The organism is Enterococcus sp. AZ109, assembly GCF_051714625.1.
In the GTDB taxonomy this organism is placed as follows: domain Bacteria; phylum Bacillota; class Bacilli; order Lactobacillales; family Enterococcaceae; genus Enterococcus_A.
The window spans coordinates 2,307,066-2,325,000 of sequence record NZ_JBIOSF010000001.1; the positions used below are offsets into that span (position 1 = coordinate 2,307,066).

Genomic DNA, 17,935 nt, shown 5'->3' on the forward strand with positions numbered 1-17,935 from the left:
GTATCGGACTCAAATATACCATAGAACCAATAAAAAGCGAGTCTTCTACGATGTAATATAAAAAATATTTAAAAATACCGTGAGATTTTTTCTCACGGTATTTAGCAAGTTATTTTTCTTCGTTCTCTAACTCGGCGAAAGCTTTTTCCATTACATCTTTTAATTGACTAGCAGAGGCATTCATCTTATCTTTTTCTGCGTCTGTTAAAGGAATTTCAATGATATTTTGGATACCTTTAGCATTTACAACAGCAGGTGCACCGATATAAATATCACTTTGTCCATATTGTCCTTCTAAGTAGACAGACAACGGGAAAACAGCACTTTCATCGTTTAAAATAGCACGAGTGATTCTTGCTAAAGCAACTGCGATACCGTAGAATGTCGCACCTTTCTTCTCGATAATCTCATAAGCCGCATCACGCACACCGAAAAATAGATTAACTAATGCTTCTTCATCAACTTCTGGATTGTCCTTTACCCATTCGTAAATTTGCAATCCTGCAACATTAGCATGTGACCACACTGGGAATTCTGAATCGCCATGTTCACCTAGGATATAGGCATGAACGTTACGAGGATCAACATTTACTAATTCAGAAATTGCTTGACGGAAACGTGCTGTATCTAATGAAGTTCCTGAACCAATGACACGTTCTTTAGGAAAGCCTGAAAACTTCCAAGTAGCATACGTTAGGATGTCTACTGGGTTAGCAGCTACTAAGAAAATTCCGTTGAAGCCAGATGCTACAATTTGATCAACAATACTTTTATTGATACGTAAGTTTTTATTAACTAAGTCTAAACGAGTTTCACCAGGTTTTTGTGGTGCTCCTGCTGTGATAACAACTAGGTCAGCATCGTGAGCGTCATCGTAAGTTGCTGAATAGATTTTTTTGGGAGAAGTAAAAGCCAAGGCATGTGAAAGATCAATCGCATCCCCTTCAGTTCTATTCTTATCAATATCGATGATTCCTATTTCTTGAGCAATATTCTGGTTAACTAAAGCAAATGCATAGCTTGATCCTACTGCACCGTCTCCGACTAAAATTACTTTTTGATGGTTTTTAACATTTCCTGCTGCTGCAGTCATTGTGTACCAGTCCCTTCTTCTATTTGTTCTATCGTTGACATCATAACACTATTTTGTATAAAATGTCACGTATTTCGCTTCAAACTAATACAGTTCTAATTGTTGTTATAGTGGAAAACGGTTTAATGATTGATGCAAAAGGAAACAGCCAAAGGAGAGTTCTTAATGAAAAGATAAACTTTGTGTCAGTCTAAAAACAGAGACTTGACCATTACAGATTGTTTTGTGTTATACTACCTAAGAACGACTGGACCGTCATATGACGGTCCAGCATTTTGGCATGCTTTAAGTGAAAGGAAAAATAATGAAGATGATTGTAGGCCTGGGGAATCCAGGAAAAAAATATGAGAATACAAAACATAATGTAGGTTTTATGGCGGTGGATCAATTGGCGAAAGACCAAGGTGTGATATTCAAAAAGCATACGTTTGAAGCCGAGATAGCTGATTTTTTTATCAACGGTGAGAAAGTGTTACTAGTGAAACCTTTAACATTTATGAATGAGTCAGGAAGGGCTGTCGGGCCTTTAATGACTTATTTTGGTGTTTATCCGGAGGAATTAGTAGTCATTCATGATGATCTAGATTTAGCACTTGGCAAGTTGCGTCTGCGCCAAAAAGGTAGCGCTGGTGGACATAATGGTTTAAAGAGTATAATCTCTCATTTAAAAAGCCAAGAATTTAATCGGATTAAAATTGGCATAGGCAGACCGACTGGGAAAACAGTAGTCAATCACGTTTTAAGTCCCTTTTCAAAAGAAGAACAATCCGAGGTTTTATCTTGTGTAGATCGGGCATCAGAAGCCGCAGCTTTCTTTATTGAAAGCAATGATTTTATTCAAACAATGAATCGATTCAATTAAGGAGGTGGTTCAGTTATGAATCTCGTAGAAATAATTAATCAGACACCTTTAGTAAAACAGTGGCACAAAAACTTAGAACAGCAAGCTAAACGCCAACTATTAGTTGGTTTAGCTGGGTCGGCTAAGGCGTTAATAATGGCAGGTGCTTATGAGGAATACCAGCGGCAAATAATTGTTGTTGTTCCTAATCTCTACTATAGTAATCAGCTGACAGAAGAATTACGTCAAATTACAGAAGATGTGCATTTGTTTCCGGTTGATGAAGTGTTGTCAGCTGAAATGGCTTTTTCTTCACCTGAGGCACGTGCTGAGCGTGTAGAAACGTTAACCGCTTTAAGCCAAGGAAAAAAAGGAATTTATGTTGTTCCAGCAGCAGCATTGAGAAAATACTTACCGGCGCCGAAAACATGGCAAAAAAATCAACTATATTGGAAGATTGGAAGCGAAATTGATCTTCAAAAATTAGCACAGAAATTGGTACTGATGGGATATGAACGTCAATCAATGGTAGGCAAACCTGGCGAATTTAGTATGCGGGGAAGTATTGTAGACATTTATCCTTTAACGACTGCTTATCCGATTCGTGTAGAATTATTTGACGTGGAAGTCGATTCTATCCGATATTTTGAGGCAGATACTCAGAGATCTGTCGGGAATTTAGAAGAGGTTTGGATCAATCCGACAACTGAACTAGTATTTGATCAGTCTGATTTGGACCGCGGAGCGGAAAAAGTTGGTCAATTGTTAGAAAATCGTTTAGCGGTAACAAAGGAAAAATCAGACCAGAACTTTTTGAAGGATTATTACGGACAGTTGATTGCTTCATGGAAAGATGGAATTCCGACTGAGGAAGCCCGCTTTTATACGGATTTAATTTATGGAAGTGACAACTCTTTGTTACAATATGTTGAAAATAATGCTTGGCTATTCATTGATGATTATGGTCGTATTATGGAAACAAATCGTGAGATGGAAAGAGAAGAAGCAGAATGGCACACTCAGAAATTATCAGAACTACGGGTTTTTTCTGAGCAACATTTTGGCATGGATCTACTTAGCATGTTGAAAAAGACAAACTTAAATACTTCCTTCTTTTCGCTATTTCAAAAAGGAATGGGCAATCTAAGATTTTTAGCAATTCACCCTTTTCAGTACCGTTCAATGCAGCAATTCTTTGGACAGATTCCGCTGCTTAAAACGGAAGTAGATCGCTGGGAAAAGCAACAGCAAACTGTCATTTTTGTTGTTTCAGATCAAGATCGACAAGAAAAGTTAATGCAGGAATTTCAGGATGTTGGGATTCGAGCTCTTGAGACGACCCCAGATCAATTACTAGTCGGAAAAACGCAAGTAATTGAAGGGAATTTGTCATCGGGATTTGAGTTGCCGCAAGATCATATAGTAGTTGTTACAGAACGTGAGATTTTCCAAAAGGTTACTAAGAAACGCGCGCGGCGTCAGACTATTTCTAATGCTGAACGATTAAAAAGTTACAATGAATTAAAAACGGGTGATTATGTTGTTCACGCCAATCACGGAATCGGCAAGTATATTGGGATGGAGACAATTGAGATTGATGGTGTTCATCAAGATTACATGACAATTCTTTACCAAAAAGATGATAAGCTTTTTATCCCAGTTACTCAGCTGAATCTGATTCAAAAATATGTCGCTTCTGAAGCCAAACCTCCAAAAGTCAATAAATTGGGAGGTAGCGAATGGAGTAAGACGAAACGAAAAGTTTCACAAAAAATTGAAGATATTGCAGACGATTTGATTGAGTTATATGCTAAACGTGAAGCTGAGCGTGGATACGCTTTCGGTCCAGATGATGAATATCAAAAAGAATTTGAAGAGGCATTTCCATATACGGAAACGGATGATCAACTTCGAAGTACAGCAGAGATTAAACACGATATGGAAAAGTCTCGACCTATGGATCGCTTATTGGTTGGTGATGTTGGTTTTGGGAAAACGGAAGTGGCGTTGCGTGCTGCGTTTAAAGCGATTAAAGAGAATAAACAGGTAGCTTTTTTAGTGCCTACTACTATTCTGGCTCAACAACATTACGATACAATGGTTGAACGTTTTGAAAACTTTCCTGTCAATGTAGCCATGTTGAGCCGTTTCAGAACTAAAAAACAGCAAAATGAAACGATCGAGCAATTGCGTACTGGCCAGGCGGATATAGTAGTAGGGACACATCGACTACTATCTCAGGATTTGAAGTTTGCCGACCTTGGCTTGCTGATCATTGACGAAGAACAGCGGTTTGGCGTAAAACATAAAGAACGATTGAAACAATTACGATCTCAAGTAGATGTATTAACACTGACTGCAACACCGATTCCGCGAACTTTGCATATGTCAATGTTAGGTGTTCGTGACCTGTCTGTAATAGAAACTCCTCCAGAAAATAGATATCCAATCCAAACTTATGTTATGGAAACTAATCCTGGTGCTATTCGTGAAGCAATCGAACGCGAGATGGCTCGTGGAGGACAAGTGTTCTATCTATATAATCGAGTCGAAACGATTGAGCGCAAGGTAGAAGAGTTGCAAATACTTGTGCCGGACGCCCGAGTAGGATATGCGCATGGACAGATGACTGAAGTGCAGTTAGAGAATACATTGTTGGACTTTATTGAAGGACAGTATGATATTCTGGTAACTACGACAATTATTGAGACCGGAGTTGACATTCCAAATGTGAACACAATGTTTGTTGAAAACGCTGATTATATGGGATTGTCTACACTATATCAGTTAAGAGGACGAGTAGGCAGAAGCAATCGAGTTGCTTATGCTTATTTCATGTATGAACCGCAAAAGATATTGAACGAAGTTAGTGAGAAACGCTTGCAGGCTATTAAGGACTTCACTGAATTAGGCTCAGGATTTAAAATTGCAATGCGAGACTTGTCAATACGTGGTGCCGGTAATCTACTGGGTGCTCAGCAGCATGGGTTTATTGATGCGGTCGGTTTCGATATGTACTCTCAAATGTTGACAGAAGCCGTTGATCGTAAGCAAGGGAAAAATACACAGATCGAAAGAACTTCGGTTGAAATCAACCTAGGTATCGATGCATACATTCCAGGGACATATATCGAAGATGAACGTCAAAAAATTGAAATTTACAAGCGAATTCGTGAATTGGAGAGCCGGGAAATGCTTGATGAAGTAGAGGCTGACTTAATAGACCGTTTCGGTGATTATCCTGATGAAGTGGCTAACTTATTAAACATCGGACAAATAAAAATGGACGGTGATCGCGCATTAATTGAAAGTATTGCAAAACGCGAGCAACAACTAATAGTTACTTTAAGTAAAGTGGGTACCAAGGCTTATGTTGTTGAGCAATTGTTTGAGGCGTTGAGTGCGACCAAGTTGAAAGCTACTTTGGGCGTTGAAAAAGAAAAAATGGTGATTAAACTAGTCATACAACACAAAACAGATCAAGCGGTTTGGTTGCGAGAACTGACGAAGTTTGTTAAGGCATTGCGCGAACAAAAATATAAGGAATAGGGGCTGAGAGCACTGGCTAATAAAGAAATGAAAGTCATGATGCATGGTGCTTTTGTATTGACTGTAGCTTCCTTTGTTGCAAAAATTTTAAGTGCGATCTATCGTGTTCCTTATCAAAACTTGGCTGGAGATGAGGGGTTTTACGTTTACCAGCAAGTTTATCCAATTTATGGCATTGCTATGACATTGGCTCTTTCAGGATTGCCACAATTTATTTCAAAATATGTAGCAGAAAAAAGAGGGCCCAAAGAACAACGTATCGCATTAACGGAACTATTTCCTTTGATAACAGGAATAGGATTGGTGTTATGGGCAATCACTTTTTTTGGTAGCCGACAAATAGCTAACGGAATGGGCGATGCTGAACTAGCGTCACTTATTCGAGTAGTATCCTTTACTTTTGTAGTGATGCCATTATTAGCGATTACCCGAGGAGAATTTCAAGGAAAGTTATTAATGGTTCCAACAGCAGTTTCACAGGTTGTCGAGCAACTGATACGGGTGGCTGTCATTTTATTAGCGGCTTGGTGTTTTCAACAGTTTCATTGGGATGTATACCATACTGGGACTGTTGCTATGGTGGGAGCTTTAGCAGGTGGTTTGGCTGCTGTATTTATCTTACAGTATTATCGCAAAAAAGTATTAAGTAGCAGTATTCCAATAGCTTTTTTTAAAATTACTGATTGTTCTAAACAATTGATGAAACGGCTTATTTTAGAAGGGGGACTAATGACTATTTATAGCGGGTACCTGATTTTGTTTCAATTGGTGGACTCCTTTACTATAAAAAAAGCATTAGTCGATTCTGGATTTAGTGAGTATGGAGCAAAAGTTGCTAAGGGAGTTTATGATCGTGGACAGCCGCTAGTTCAGCTAGGATTAGTAGTAGCACTGGCATTAAGCTCTAGCTTTCTGCCGATATTAACGCGTTACACTACTAATCATGAACGGAAATTGTTTATTAAATCTAGCCAAATATTTCTACGTTTGACTTGCGCAATAGCAGCAGCAGCTTCAATAGGATTGATATTGTTACTACCATATGTTAATTATGCATTATTCAAAGACTATTCTGGTAACTTTACTTTGGTACTATTTGTTTTTGCAATTTTCTTAATGGCAATGATTCAAAGCTATCAAAGTATTGCTCAAAGTCAGAGCTTGTATCGGAGTTCATTACGAGCTGCGATTGGGGGATTGCTAGCAAAAACATTAACCACCAGTTTATTTGCTAAATTTCTAGGAACTGTAGGTGCAAGCTTGTCCACTCTATTTGGACTACTTGTTGTTTTAGCTGTACTGCGTCGGGGAAGTGAAGAAGAACTCACAGGCTATTTGAGAGAAAGAAATTTTGGTAAAAAATTGGTTACCTGTTTAAGTGGAATGACTGTCAGCATATTTGGTTATTATACAGTATTACAAGTGCTGGGGAATCCTGTGCAACATCGCAGTCAAGCGTTGTTCGCTGCTGTCATTGGAGTGATAATCGGTGCTAGTATATTTTTATTTCTAGCAATTCGGTTGAAATTGTTAACGACCAGAGAGTGGTTGATGCTGCCAATGGGTTCAAAAATATTACGAATGAGAAGAAAGAGAGAGTGACATTATGCGGTTAGACAAATTTTTAAAAATTTCAAGAATCATTAAACGACGTTCTGTAGCAAAAGAAGTAGCGGACAAAGGACGGATACAAATAAACGGGAAATTGGCTAAATCTTCTACGGATGTCAAGATTGGTGATGTGGTTCGTATTCAATTTGGCAATAAAATAATGGAAGCTAAAGTTGCTGCACTGCATGAGTCAACTAAAAAAGAAGATGCAGCAGGAATGTACGAGATCATTCAAGAGACTAGAGTTGAAAATAACTATAATTAAAGGTATTTCAAATAGACATTAGAATTCGGAATTGCTATAATAGGAAAGAAACTCAAGAGAAGAGGAGCATTGCGAATGGCAGAAAAAAAGCTGAAGGTTGCTACGCTAGGTACCCCCTATGCAAAAGATCAATACAAGAAATTTCAAAAACAACAGCGCCAGCTAATTTTTAAACGTCGTCGCTTAACGGCACTTTTCTTGATTGCTGCGTTTGTTTTCACTATTATGGGCGTTCAGCTTTTTGGTGAACATCAGCACTTGAATGAACTAAAGGCCATTCAAACTAAGACAGAAACAGAGTCTACAAAACTTGATCAGCGAGTGAAGGCGTTGAAGAGCGATGTCGCTTTATTGCAAGATGAAGAATATGTTGCTAAATTGGCGCGCAGCCGCTATTATTATTCAAAAGATGGAGAATTGGTGTTTGTCTTGCCTGACCAAGAGCAAACATCGCAAAAAACTGCATCTGACGAAATTGTTAAGTCAGAAACTGCAGAATAAGCGGTTTTAATAAATAGGATAAAAATAGGAGGAACAATCTTTTTATGTCAATCGAAGTAGGAGCTAAGCTACAAGGAAAAGTGTCCGGTATCACCAATTTTGGTGCATTTATTGATTTAGGGGAAGGCAAGACAGGCTTAGTCCATATTAGTGAAATTTCCAATGGATTTGTTAAAGACATCCATGATGTGTTAACTGTCGGCGATGAAGTGACGGTAAAAGTTACCTCTGTAGGTAATGATGGTAAAGTCGGTTTGTCTATTCGCAAAGCTCAAGATCAGCCTCAACCCGAAAAGAAACCATTTAACAGAGAAAAACGAGAAAGTCGCCCAACGCGTCCGCAAGCAAAAGGTAATTTTTCAAAGAACAAGAAAGAAGACTTCGATACATTGATGAGTTCCTTTTTAAAGGATAGCGATGATCGGTTATCATCATTAAAACGCAATACTGAAGGTAAACGTGGTGGCCGTGGCGGCCGTCGCAACTAAATAAACAACTAGCTGGAATTCTTAGTGAATTTCAGCTTTTTTCAATAGGAGAAATTCAATGGAACAACAATTTTTGCAAATGAACCCCGAAATTCAAAAAGTTGACCGAGTTTTGATCGCAGTTTCTACCGGAGTAGATTCGATGGTTCTTTTACAGTTAATGGAAAAACTGTGTATAAAGTTAGAGATACAGATAGGTGTTGCTCATGTAGACCATCAACTTCGGGAAGAATCGAAGGAAGAGGCGCAGTTTTTGCGCGAATATTGCCGAGTACATCAATTACCATATTATGAAAAAGTATGGGAATCACCACCTCAAATTGGTGTTGAAGCAGCAGCTCGCCAATTTCGTTATGCTTTCTTTGCTGAATTAATGGAGCAAGAAGGGTGGCCACTTTTGATGACTGCCCATCATGGAGATGACCAAATTGAAACAATGTTGATGAGATTTGTACGGGGCGGTACTTTGTTAGGACATGCGGGTATACAGAAGAAACGACCTTTTTCTTCGGGAGCTTTGCTGCGACCTTTACTCCCATTTGCTAAAGAAACGATTGTTGACTATGCTTCTGAAAACTCTGTTACTTATTTTGAAGATAGTAGTAATGGTACACTAAGCTATACTAGAAACCGATTGAGACATCAAGTGCTGCCAGTTTTAAAAGAAGAAAATCCGCGGTTATTAGAGCAGGTTCATCTGTTTCATCAACAGTTAAATTGGGCTGAAGAAGGCCTACGCCAGGCACTAAAAGAAAATTTAAACAATGTAGTATCTAAGGAACAGCAGTGGACGTTCACAAGGAAAGACCTTCCTGCAGATAAAAGTCTGCGTTATTATTTTTTGACCTTTTTATTTGAAGAAGTCAGAAATACTGTGAATATTGAAGTCTCACAGCGTCAGCTTTTCCAATTGGTCCACTTGCTAGATCATGGTGCAGCACAGTGGTCCTTTGACTTAGCTCAGGATTGGCAATTCTCTGCTAGTTATCAAACCTATACGTTAGGAAAGCGATCAAATCTTGTGCAAAAGGACTATTTATTAGCTGTAGGGGATACTGTAAGCTTATCTGAGGCTGAAAAAATACGTCTCAGCGTGGGGGGGAAACAAGATGATAAAGCAGAGTTTGCAGTCGTATTACCCACAACGGTAAAGTTGCCGTTAACTATACGACGGCGAAGAGATGGTGACCGAATTCAGCTAACTAGTCGGTTACGAAAGAAAGTTAGTCGTTATTTTATTGATAAAAAAATCCCACAAAAAGCCAGAGAACAATCTTGGGTAGTCACAGATGCTTCAGGGGAAGTCTTGAGCCTGCTTCCCTTTGTCAATTCCTATTTGAGTATTAGTAATGAAACTGATAGAATACACTACATACTTGACTATTATTTGTACTATTGAAAGGAGCCTCTCATGCAAGGGAAGGATATTGAAAGAGTCTTGATTGACCGTGCTGAAATTCAGCAACGTTGTGTTGAACTAGGCAAAGAATTAACGGAAGACTATGCGGACAAAAACCCACTAGTGGTTGGTATTTTAAAAGGAGCAGTTCCATTTATGGCAGATATCGTTCGTGAAATCGATACTTACTTGGAATTGGATTTTATGGATGTTTCTAGTTATGGGAACCAAACTGTTTCTTCAGGTGAAGTAAAAATCATTAAAGATTTGGATACAAATGTTGAAGGTCGTGATCTATTAATTGTTGAGGATATTATTGATAGTGGGCGTACACTTCATTATTTAGTCGAATTATTCAAATACCGTAAAGCGAAATCAGTTAAAATTGTTACTTTACTAGACAAGCCAGAAGGACGAGTAGTTGATATTGAAGCAGATTATATAGGCTTTAATGTACCTAATGAATTTGTAGTAGGTTATGGATTAGATTTTGCAGAAACATATCGTAATTTGCCGTATGTCGGTATTTTAAAACCTGAAGTTTATCAATCAAATTAGTGACAGGAACAATTCACATTATGATATACTGTAATGGTCAGGATTGATAAAACTTAAAGCAAGAGACAATTACGAGGAGGAAACGTATGAATAAAAACCCAAAGGGAGCAAAAAATGCTCTCTATTATATCCTCGTCATCTTGGCTATGGTTATGGTTGTGTATTTTCTTTTTGGTGACAACCGAACTCAGACGCCAGATATCGAGTATTCCACTTTTACTGAACAATTAAAAGAAGGAAAGATTAAAGAATTCAGGATTCAACCAGCAGGCGGCGTATACAGAGTCACTGGTGAATACAATGAACAACAAGAAGTTGCTAACACAGGTGGTTTAAATATTATGGGCTCCACTGAGAGTTCAACTACCCATTTCAGCACAATAGTTTTGCCAAATGATTCGACTTTGAATGAAGTGACAACTCTTGCTAGCGAGAATGGAATCACAACTGAAATTCAAGAGGAATCTAGTAGCGGCATGTGGGTAACCTTGCTTGTGAGCTTCTTGCCAATTTTGTTAATGGTGTTCTTCTTCTACATGATTATGGGACAACAAGGTGGTGGCGGCGGTGGCAACGGCCGTGTTATGAACTTTGGTAAATCTAAAGCCAAAGAAGCTGACAAAAAAGCCAACCGTGTACGCTTCTCAGATGTAGCTGGAGCTGAAGAAGAGAAACAAGAACTAGTCGAAGTTGTTGAATTTTTGAAAGATCCACGTCGTTTCGTTGAACTAGGTGCTCGTATTCCGGCAGGTGTCTTACTTGAAGGACCTCCCGGAACTGGTAAAACTTTACTAGCTAAAGCAGTTGCTGGTGAAGCAGGCGTGCCATTTTATTCTATTTCAGGTTCTGATTTCGTTGAAATGTTTGTCGGCGTCGGTGCTAGCCGTGTTCGGGATTTATTTGAAACGGCGAAGAAAAATGCTCCAGCGATTATCTTTATCGATGAAATCGATGCTGTGGGTCGTCAACGGGGAGCTGGTATGGGCGGCGGACACGATGAACGTGAACAAACCTTAAACCAATTGCTTGTTGAGATGGATGGTTTTGATGGTAATGAAGGTGTTATTGTCATTGCCGCTACTAACCGTTCTGATGTACTAGATCCAGCGCTATTACGTCCAGGTCGTTTTGACCGCCAAATCTTGGTGGGTCGTCCAGACGTTAAAGGTCGTGAAGCAATTCTGCGCGTCCATGCGCGGAACAAGCCGCTTGCAGATGATGTAGATTTGAAAGTTGTTGCACAACAAACACCAGGATTTGCTGGTGCAGATCTAGAGAACGTACTAAATGAGGCAGCTCTGGTAGCTGCTCGTCGTAACAAGAAGAAAATTGATGCGTCAGACGTAGATGAAGCTGAAGATCGTGTGATTGCCGGTCCTGCTAAGAAAGATCGTGTAATCAGCAAACGTGAACGTGCGATGGTTGCCTATCATGAAGCGGGACACACAATTATTGGAATGGTTCTAAACCGTGCACGTGTTGTCCATAAAGTAACGATTATCCCTCGTGGGCGTGCTGGCGGATACATGATTGCTTTGCCAAAAGAAGATCAAATGTTGATGACTAAAGATGATATGTTTGAGCAGATTGTTGGCCTATTAGGTGGACGTACTGCAGAAGAAATTGTCTTCAATGTACAATCAACTGGGGCTTCTAATGACTTTGAACAAGCAACAGCCTTAGCCCGTAGTATGGTTACTGAATACGGAATGAGCGATAAGCTTGGACCTGTTCAATATGAAGGAAATCATCAAGTATTTGTTGGTCGCGACTATGGTCAGACAAAAGCTTACTCTGAACAAGTAGCTTTTGAAATTGACGAAGAAGTTCGTAAGATTCTGATGGAAGCTCACGAGAAAGCTCGTCAAATTATTGAAGAACATCGTGAACAGCATAAACTAATTGCTGAAAAACTATTAGAGTTTGAAACTTTAGATGCTAAAGCAATCAAATCCTTGTTTGAAACTGGTGAAATGCCAGAAGGAAAAGGCAGTCCTTACCCAAGTGAAAAAGCACAGGCTCTTACGTTTGAAGAAGCTAAACGTGCTTTGGAAGAAGAAGATGCTGAAAAACAAGCACAGGATGAAAAGAAACACGATGATCCAAATGGAAAAAATGAATCACTGGAATCACCTGACAATACAAGCGACGATGAACAGTAGTCTTAAAAGCATGTCTTAATTGACATGCTTTTTTTCTTTTAAAGTCATACAATGAAGTTGAAAAAAAACTCAAGTGCTAGTATGATGCAATCACAAGTAAAATGTTTGATAGTAACGAAGTAATATAAGAAGGAGATAACAAATGTCTGATTATTTAGTAAAAGCCTTAGCTTATGATGGATTTGTCCGTGCATATGCGGTAGATGCAACAGATACAGTAGCTGAAGCACAGTGTCGTCATGACACGTGGAATACTGCTTCTGCTGCACTTGGCCGTACGATGATTGGTGGTTTAATGCTAGGCGCCACTTTAAAAGGCGACGATAAATTAACAATTAAAATAAACGGTAATGGTCCCGCAGGTGGAATTGTTGTTGACAGCAATGGCAATGGTGATGTGAAAGGTTATATAAAAAATCCTCATCTTAGTCTGCCGTTAAATTCAATTGGCAAGATTGATGTTAGAGGTGCTGTCGGAACAGAAGGAATGTTGACAGTGATTAAGGATTTAGGTCTGAAAGAACCATTTTCAGGGCAAACACCGATTGTTTCAGGGGAAATAGGAGAAGATTTCACCTACTATCTTGCTGTTTCTGAACAAATTCCTTCTGCTGTAGGGGTTTCTGTACTTGTGGATACAGACGATTCGATTAAAACTGCCGGTGGTTTCATGATTCAAATTATGCCGGGTGCTAGTGACGAAATAATTGATCAAATTGAAAACCGCTTAAAAGAAACAACCCGTATCTCATCATTATTAGATCAAGGACAAACCCCTGAAGAGATTCTGCAAGGTTTATTGGGAACAGATGATATCGATTTTTTGGAGACGATGCCGGTTCAGTTTAAGTGTGATTGCTCAAAAGATAAGTTTGGCGCAGCAATTATCAGCTTAGGCCCAGATGAAATTCAAGCTATGATTGAGGAAGACCACGGAGCTGAGGCTGTTTGTGCATTCTGTAATAATAAATATGAATATAGTGAAGCTGATTTAGTAGAATTAAAACGAGAAGCGATGGGGGAAGTTTAGAGTGAAGCCGTTGAACGGATCATGGAAAATTGGTGATGTAGAAATCCCCAATCGGGTAGTGGTAGCTCCGATGGCAGGAATAACTAATGCTGCTTTTCGAGTAACTGTAAAAGAATTTGGTGCGGGTTTAGTTGTTTGCGAGATGATTAGTGATCAAGGGATTCATTTTCGAAACAAAAAGACTTTGGAAATGTTGTACATTGATGAACGGGAGCATCCATTAAGTGTCCAAATTTTTGGCGGCAGCAAAGAATCGTTAGTAGAAGCTGCTCGATTTGTGCAGGATAATACTGAAGCAGATATTATTGACATTAATATGGGATGTCCCGTAAACAAAGTAATTAAAGCTGAAGCTGGATCAAAATGGCTTTTAGATCCAGATAAAGTTTATGAAATGGTTCAAGCAGTTTCTACAGCAGTGGACATACCCGTAACGGTAAAAATGCGTACAGGCTGGGACGACAAACATGTTTTTGCTGTAAATAATGCTTTAGCAGCTCAAAGTGCAGGAGCGTCAGCGATAGCTATGCATGGACGCACACGCGTTCAGATGTATGATGGGCAAGCTGATTGGGAAATTTTAAAAGAAGTAGCTGACCATTTAACAATTCCGTTTATGGGTAATGGGGACGTCAAAACACCTGAGGATGCCAAACGTATGATTGAAGAAGTAGGTGCAGATGGTGTAATGATCGGACGGGCAGCACTAGGCAATCCTTGGATGATCCACCGCACGCAACACTATTTGGAAACAGGTGAATTGATCGAGGAACCAACTCCAAGAGAAAAAATAGAAACAGCTAAGCTGCATTTAGAACGGTTGATCAATTTAAAAGGCGAAAAAATTGCTTGCCGGGAGTTTCGTCAACACGCTAGCTACTATTTAAAAGGAATTCCACGAGCAGCTAAAGTAAAAGTAGCAATTAATCAAACTGAAGAGAAACAAGTGATCCTGGATATTTTAGATCAATTTGTCGAATCACTAGAAGCAAAACAAAAAATTAGTTAATCTTTCCAAGCCGAATTATCGATTCGGCTTGATTTTTTGTGGATAGATTGGCATTATAAGAAAGAGTACCTACATCAAAGGAGGAAAATTCGTGACTGAGGAACAACAAAACAGCTTAGCGGAAATGAATGACCAAATGCGTGTCCGCCGCGAAAAAATGGAGGCTATTCGCGAAGAAGGCAGCGATCCATTTGGCAAACGCTTTGAGCGCACAGCAAACTCGCAAGAATTACACGAAAAGTATGATAGCAACACAAAAGAAGAATTACATGAATTGGCGTTAACAGCTAGCATTGCTGGTCGTATGATGACGAAACGTGGTAAAGGAAAAGCTGGATTTGCCCACCTGCAAGATCGCGAAGGTCAAATTCAGATCTATGTACGCAAAGATGAAGTTGGCGATGAAAACTATGAAGTCTTCAAACGTGCTGATCTAGGTGATTTCTTCGGCGTTACCGGTGAAGTGATGAAAACCAACACGGGTGAAGTATCTATTAAAGCTAAAGAGATTACGCTATTAACAAAATCATTGCGTCCAATGCCGGAAAAATATCATGGTTTGACAAATGTGGAACAACGCTATCGTCAACGTTACTTAGATTTGATTAGTAACCGTGAAAGCTTTGATCGCTTTATGAAACGCAGTCAAATCATCAGTCAAATCCGTCGTTACTTAGATGGTTTAGGCTATATCGAAGTAGAAACACCAGTGCTGCACAATGAAGCGGGAGGAGCTACTGCTCGCCCATTTATTACTCATCATAATGCATTGGATATCGATTTGTACTTACGTATCGCACTAGAACTGCATTTAAAACGACTAATCGTCGGCGGTATGGAAAAGGTTTATGAAATTGGTCGGGTATTCCGAAATGAAGGAATCGATACAACTCATAATCCGGAATTTACGATGATGGAAGTATACACTGCTTACAGTGATTACCTAGACATTATGAATTTAACCGAAGGAATCATTCGTAATGTAGCCAAAAATGTATTAGGCGAAACAACAATCAGCTATGACGGAACGGCTATTGATTTAGGCAATGACTTTAAACGAATTCATATGGCTGATGCCGTTAAAGCACAAACCGGTGTGGATTTCTGGAAAGAAATGACCATCGAAGAAGCCCGTGCTGCAGCAAAAGAGCACAATGTTGAGATCAATGAAAATATGGAAGTTGGCCATATCCTAAATGAGTTCTTCGAGACATTCGTTGAAGATACTTTAGAACAGCCCACCTTTGTTTATGGACATCCGGTAGAAGTTTCGCCGCTTGCTAAGAAAAATGATGAAGATCCTCGTTTTACAGACAGGTTTGAACTGTTTATTGTAGGTCGTGAATTTGCTAATGCCTTTACAGAATTGAATGATCCAATCGATCAAAGAGAGCGATTTGAAGCACAAGAAAAAGAAAAAGAACAAGGGAATGACGAAGCCCATGGCGTGGATGAAGATTTCCTTGAAGCTTTGGAATATGGTATGCCTCCAACAGGGGGATTAGGAATTGGAATTGACCGTTTAGTAATGTTGTTAACAGATGTTCAGTCAATTCGTGACGTACTATTATTTCCGACTATGCGCTAAAAAAAAGACTGATCTGCTTTTAAGAAGGTAGATCAGTCTTTTTTTTGTTATTTACGAACGATTGTTAAGTGATGGACTATCAACAATCGTTTGTGAAAAAAAGTTGAAAAAAAGTTGTTTTTTTCGTTGACCGCAGGCGATAATGTTGGTATATTATGTATTGTTCCAAAACGAGCGAATAACGTTCGAAAAAAAATAAAAAAAGACGTTGACAGATGACTGGAAATCAGTTATTCTATCAAAGTCGCATCGGAACAACTCAAATAAATCGAAAAAAACTTTTTCAAAAAAAGTTAAAAAAGTTGTTGACTTCGAGTTGGTAACTTGATATGATATATGAGTTGCTGATGCAGCGAGAAACGCAAATTTCATTAAGTAGACCTTTGAAAACTGAACGAATAAAACAAACCAAATGTGTAGGGCGTTTCTATTATATAGAAACAAACAACATAGCAAGCAATTGCTAGCGAATCAATTTTTAAATTGAGCTTAACAGTCTTAGGACTGTTTCAAACATCTTATATGAGAGTTTGATCCTGGCTCAGGACGAACGCTGGCGGCGTGCCTAATACATGCAAGTCGAACGCTTTTTCTTTCACCGGAGCTTGCTCCACCGAAAGAAAAGGAGTGGCGAACGGGTGAGTAACACGTGGGTAACCTACCCTCGAGCGGGGGATAACACTTGGAAACAGGTGCTAATACCGCATAACAAAGAAAACCGCATGGTTTTCTTTTGAAAGGCGCTTTTGCGTCACTCGAGGATGGACCCGCGGTGCATTAGCTAGTTGGTGAGGTAACGGCTCACCAAGGCAACGATGCATAGCCGACCTGAGAGGGTGATCGGCCACATTGGGACTGAGACACGGCCCAAACTCCTACGGGAGGCAGCAGTAGGGAATCTTCGGCAATGGACGAAAGTCTGACCGAGCAACGCCGCGTGAGTGAAGAAGGTTTTCGGATCGTAAAACTCTGTTGTTAGAGAAGAACAAGGGTGAGAGTAAAATGTTCACCCCTTGACGGTATCTAACCAGAAAGCCACGGCTAACTACGTGCCAGCAGCCGCGGTAATACGTAGGTGGCAAGCGTTGTCCGGATTTATTGGGCGTAAAGCGAGCGCAGGCGGTTTCTTAAGTCTGATGTGAAAGCCCCCGGCTCAACCGGGGAGGGTCATTGGAAACTGGGAAACTTGAGTGCAGAAGAGGAGAGTGGAATTCCATGTGTAGCGGTGAAATGCGTAGATATATGGAGGAACACCAGTGGCGAAGGCGGCTCTCTGGTCTGTAACTGACGCTGAGGCTCGAAAGCGTGGGGAGCAAACAGGATTAGATACCCTGGTAGTCCACGCCGTAAACGATGAGTGCTAAGTGTTGGAGGGTTTCCGCCCTTCAGTGCTGCAGCTAACGCATTAAGCACTCCGCCTGGGGAGTACGACCGCAAGGTTGAAACTCAAAGGAATTGACGGGGGCCCGCACAAGCGGTGGAGCATGTGGTTTAATTCGAAGCAACGCGAAGAACCTTACCAGGTCTTGACATCCTTTGACCACTCTAGAGATAGAGCTTCCCCTTCGGGGGCAAAGTGACAGGTGGTGCATGGTTGTCGTCAGCTCGTGTCGTGAGATGTTGGGTTAAGTCCCGCAACGAGCGCAACCCTTATTGTTAGTTGCCATCATTTAGTTGGGCACTCTAGCGAGACTGCCGGTGACAAACCGGAGGAAGGTGGGGATGACGTCAAATCATCATGCCCCTTATGACCTGGGCTACACACGTGCTACAATGGGAAGTACAACGAGTCGCGAAGTCGCGAGGCTAAGCTAATCTCTTAAAGCTTCTCTCAGTTCGGA

The 17,935-nt window shown here is 40.1% G+C and carries 13 protein-coding genes and 1 rRNA gene (1 of these 14 running past the window's edge); 13 read left to right on the forward strand and 1 reads right to left on the reverse strand.

Annotation, left to right across the window (positions count from 1 at the left end):
- Positions 1-109: 109 nt before the first annotated feature.
- Positions 110-1,093, reverse strand: coding sequence for an L-lactate dehydrogenase (locus IGI42_RS11060; RefSeq protein ID WP_438715913.1), 984 nt, complete (start codon positions 1,091-1,093; stop codon positions 110-112).
- Positions 1,094-1,397: 304 nt separating this feature from the next.
- On the opposite strand from IGI42_RS11060, the gene pth reads away from it, so the two are divergent.
- The 13 genes from pth to IGI42_RS11125 all read left to right on the forward strand — a co-directional run.
- Positions 1,398-1,955, forward strand: a complete 558-nt coding sequence (pth, locus tag IGI42_RS11065) for an aminoacyl-tRNA hydrolase (RefSeq protein WP_438715914.1) — start codon at positions 1,398-1,400, stop codon at positions 1,953-1,955.
- A gap of 15 nt (positions 1,956-1,970) precedes the next feature.
- On the forward strand, positions 1,971-5,483 hold the full coding sequence (mfd, locus tag IGI42_RS11070; RefSeq protein ID WP_438715916.1) for a transcription-repair coupling factor: 3,513 nt from the start codon (positions 1,971-1,973) through the stop codon (positions 5,481-5,483).
- A gap of 39 nt (positions 5,484-5,522) precedes the next feature.
- Positions 5,523-7,085, forward strand: a complete 1,563-nt coding sequence (locus IGI42_RS11075; RefSeq protein ID WP_438717042.1) for a putative polysaccharide biosynthesis protein — start codon at positions 5,523-5,525, stop codon at positions 7,083-7,085.
- 4 nt (positions 7,086-7,089) lie between these two features.
- The gene (locus tag IGI42_RS11080; protein ID WP_438715917.1) at positions 7,090-7,359 is read left to right on the forward strand and encodes an RNA-binding S4 domain-containing protein; all 270 of its coding nucleotides are present in this window, start codon (positions 7,090-7,092) and stop codon (positions 7,357-7,359) included.
- Positions 7,360-7,434: 75 nt separating this feature from the next.
- Positions 7,435-7,860 carry an FtsB family cell division protein gene (locus tag IGI42_RS11085; RefSeq protein ID WP_438715918.1) on the forward strand — a complete coding sequence of 142 codons (426 nt, stop codon included), beginning with the start codon at positions 7,435-7,437 and terminating at the stop codon, positions 7,858-7,860.
- Between the two features lie 44 nt (positions 7,861-7,904).
- Positions 7,905-8,348: a S1 domain-containing RNA-binding protein gene (locus tag IGI42_RS11090; RefSeq protein WP_438715920.1), complete on the forward strand. Its 444-nt coding sequence runs from the start codon at positions 7,905-7,907 to the stop codon at positions 8,346-8,348.
- 58 nt (positions 8,349-8,406) lie between these two features.
- Positions 8,407-9,747 carry a tRNA lysidine(34) synthetase TilS gene (tilS, locus tag IGI42_RS11095; RefSeq protein ID WP_438715921.1) on the forward strand — a complete coding sequence of 447 codons (1,341 nt, stop codon included), beginning with the start codon at positions 8,407-8,409 and terminating at the stop codon, positions 9,745-9,747.
- A gap of 12 nt (positions 9,748-9,759) precedes the next feature.
- Complete coding sequence (hpt, locus tag IGI42_RS11100; protein ID WP_438715922.1) at positions 9,760-10,305, forward strand: hypoxanthine phosphoribosyltransferase; 546 nt, start codon at positions 9,760-9,762, stop codon at positions 10,303-10,305.
- Positions 10,306-10,391: 86 nt separating this feature from the next.
- Positions 10,392-12,467, forward strand: coding sequence for an ATP-dependent zinc metalloprotease FtsH (gene ftsH, locus IGI42_RS11105; RefSeq protein WP_438715923.1), 2,076 nt, complete (start codon positions 10,392-10,394; stop codon positions 12,465-12,467).
- A 142-nt stretch (positions 12,468-12,609) separates the two neighbouring features.
- Positions 12,610-13,497, forward strand: coding sequence for an Hsp33 family molecular chaperone HslO (gene hslO, locus IGI42_RS11110; RefSeq protein ID WP_438715924.1), 888 nt, complete (start codon positions 12,610-12,612; stop codon positions 13,495-13,497).
- A gap of 1 nt (position 13,498) precedes the next feature.
- Positions 13,499-14,506, forward strand: coding sequence for a tRNA dihydrouridine synthase DusB (dusB, locus tag IGI42_RS11115; RefSeq protein WP_438715925.1), 1,008 nt, complete (start codon positions 13,499-13,501; stop codon positions 14,504-14,506).
- A 91-nt stretch (positions 14,507-14,597) separates the two neighbouring features.
- Complete coding sequence (gene lysS, locus IGI42_RS11120) at positions 14,598-16,094, forward strand: lysine--tRNA ligase (protein WP_438715926.1); 1,497 nt, start codon at positions 14,598-14,600, stop codon at positions 16,092-16,094.
- A gap of 518 nt (positions 16,095-16,612) precedes the next feature.
- Positions 16,613-17,935, forward strand: a 16S ribosomal RNA gene (locus IGI42_RS11125) (it continues 237 nt past the right edge of the window).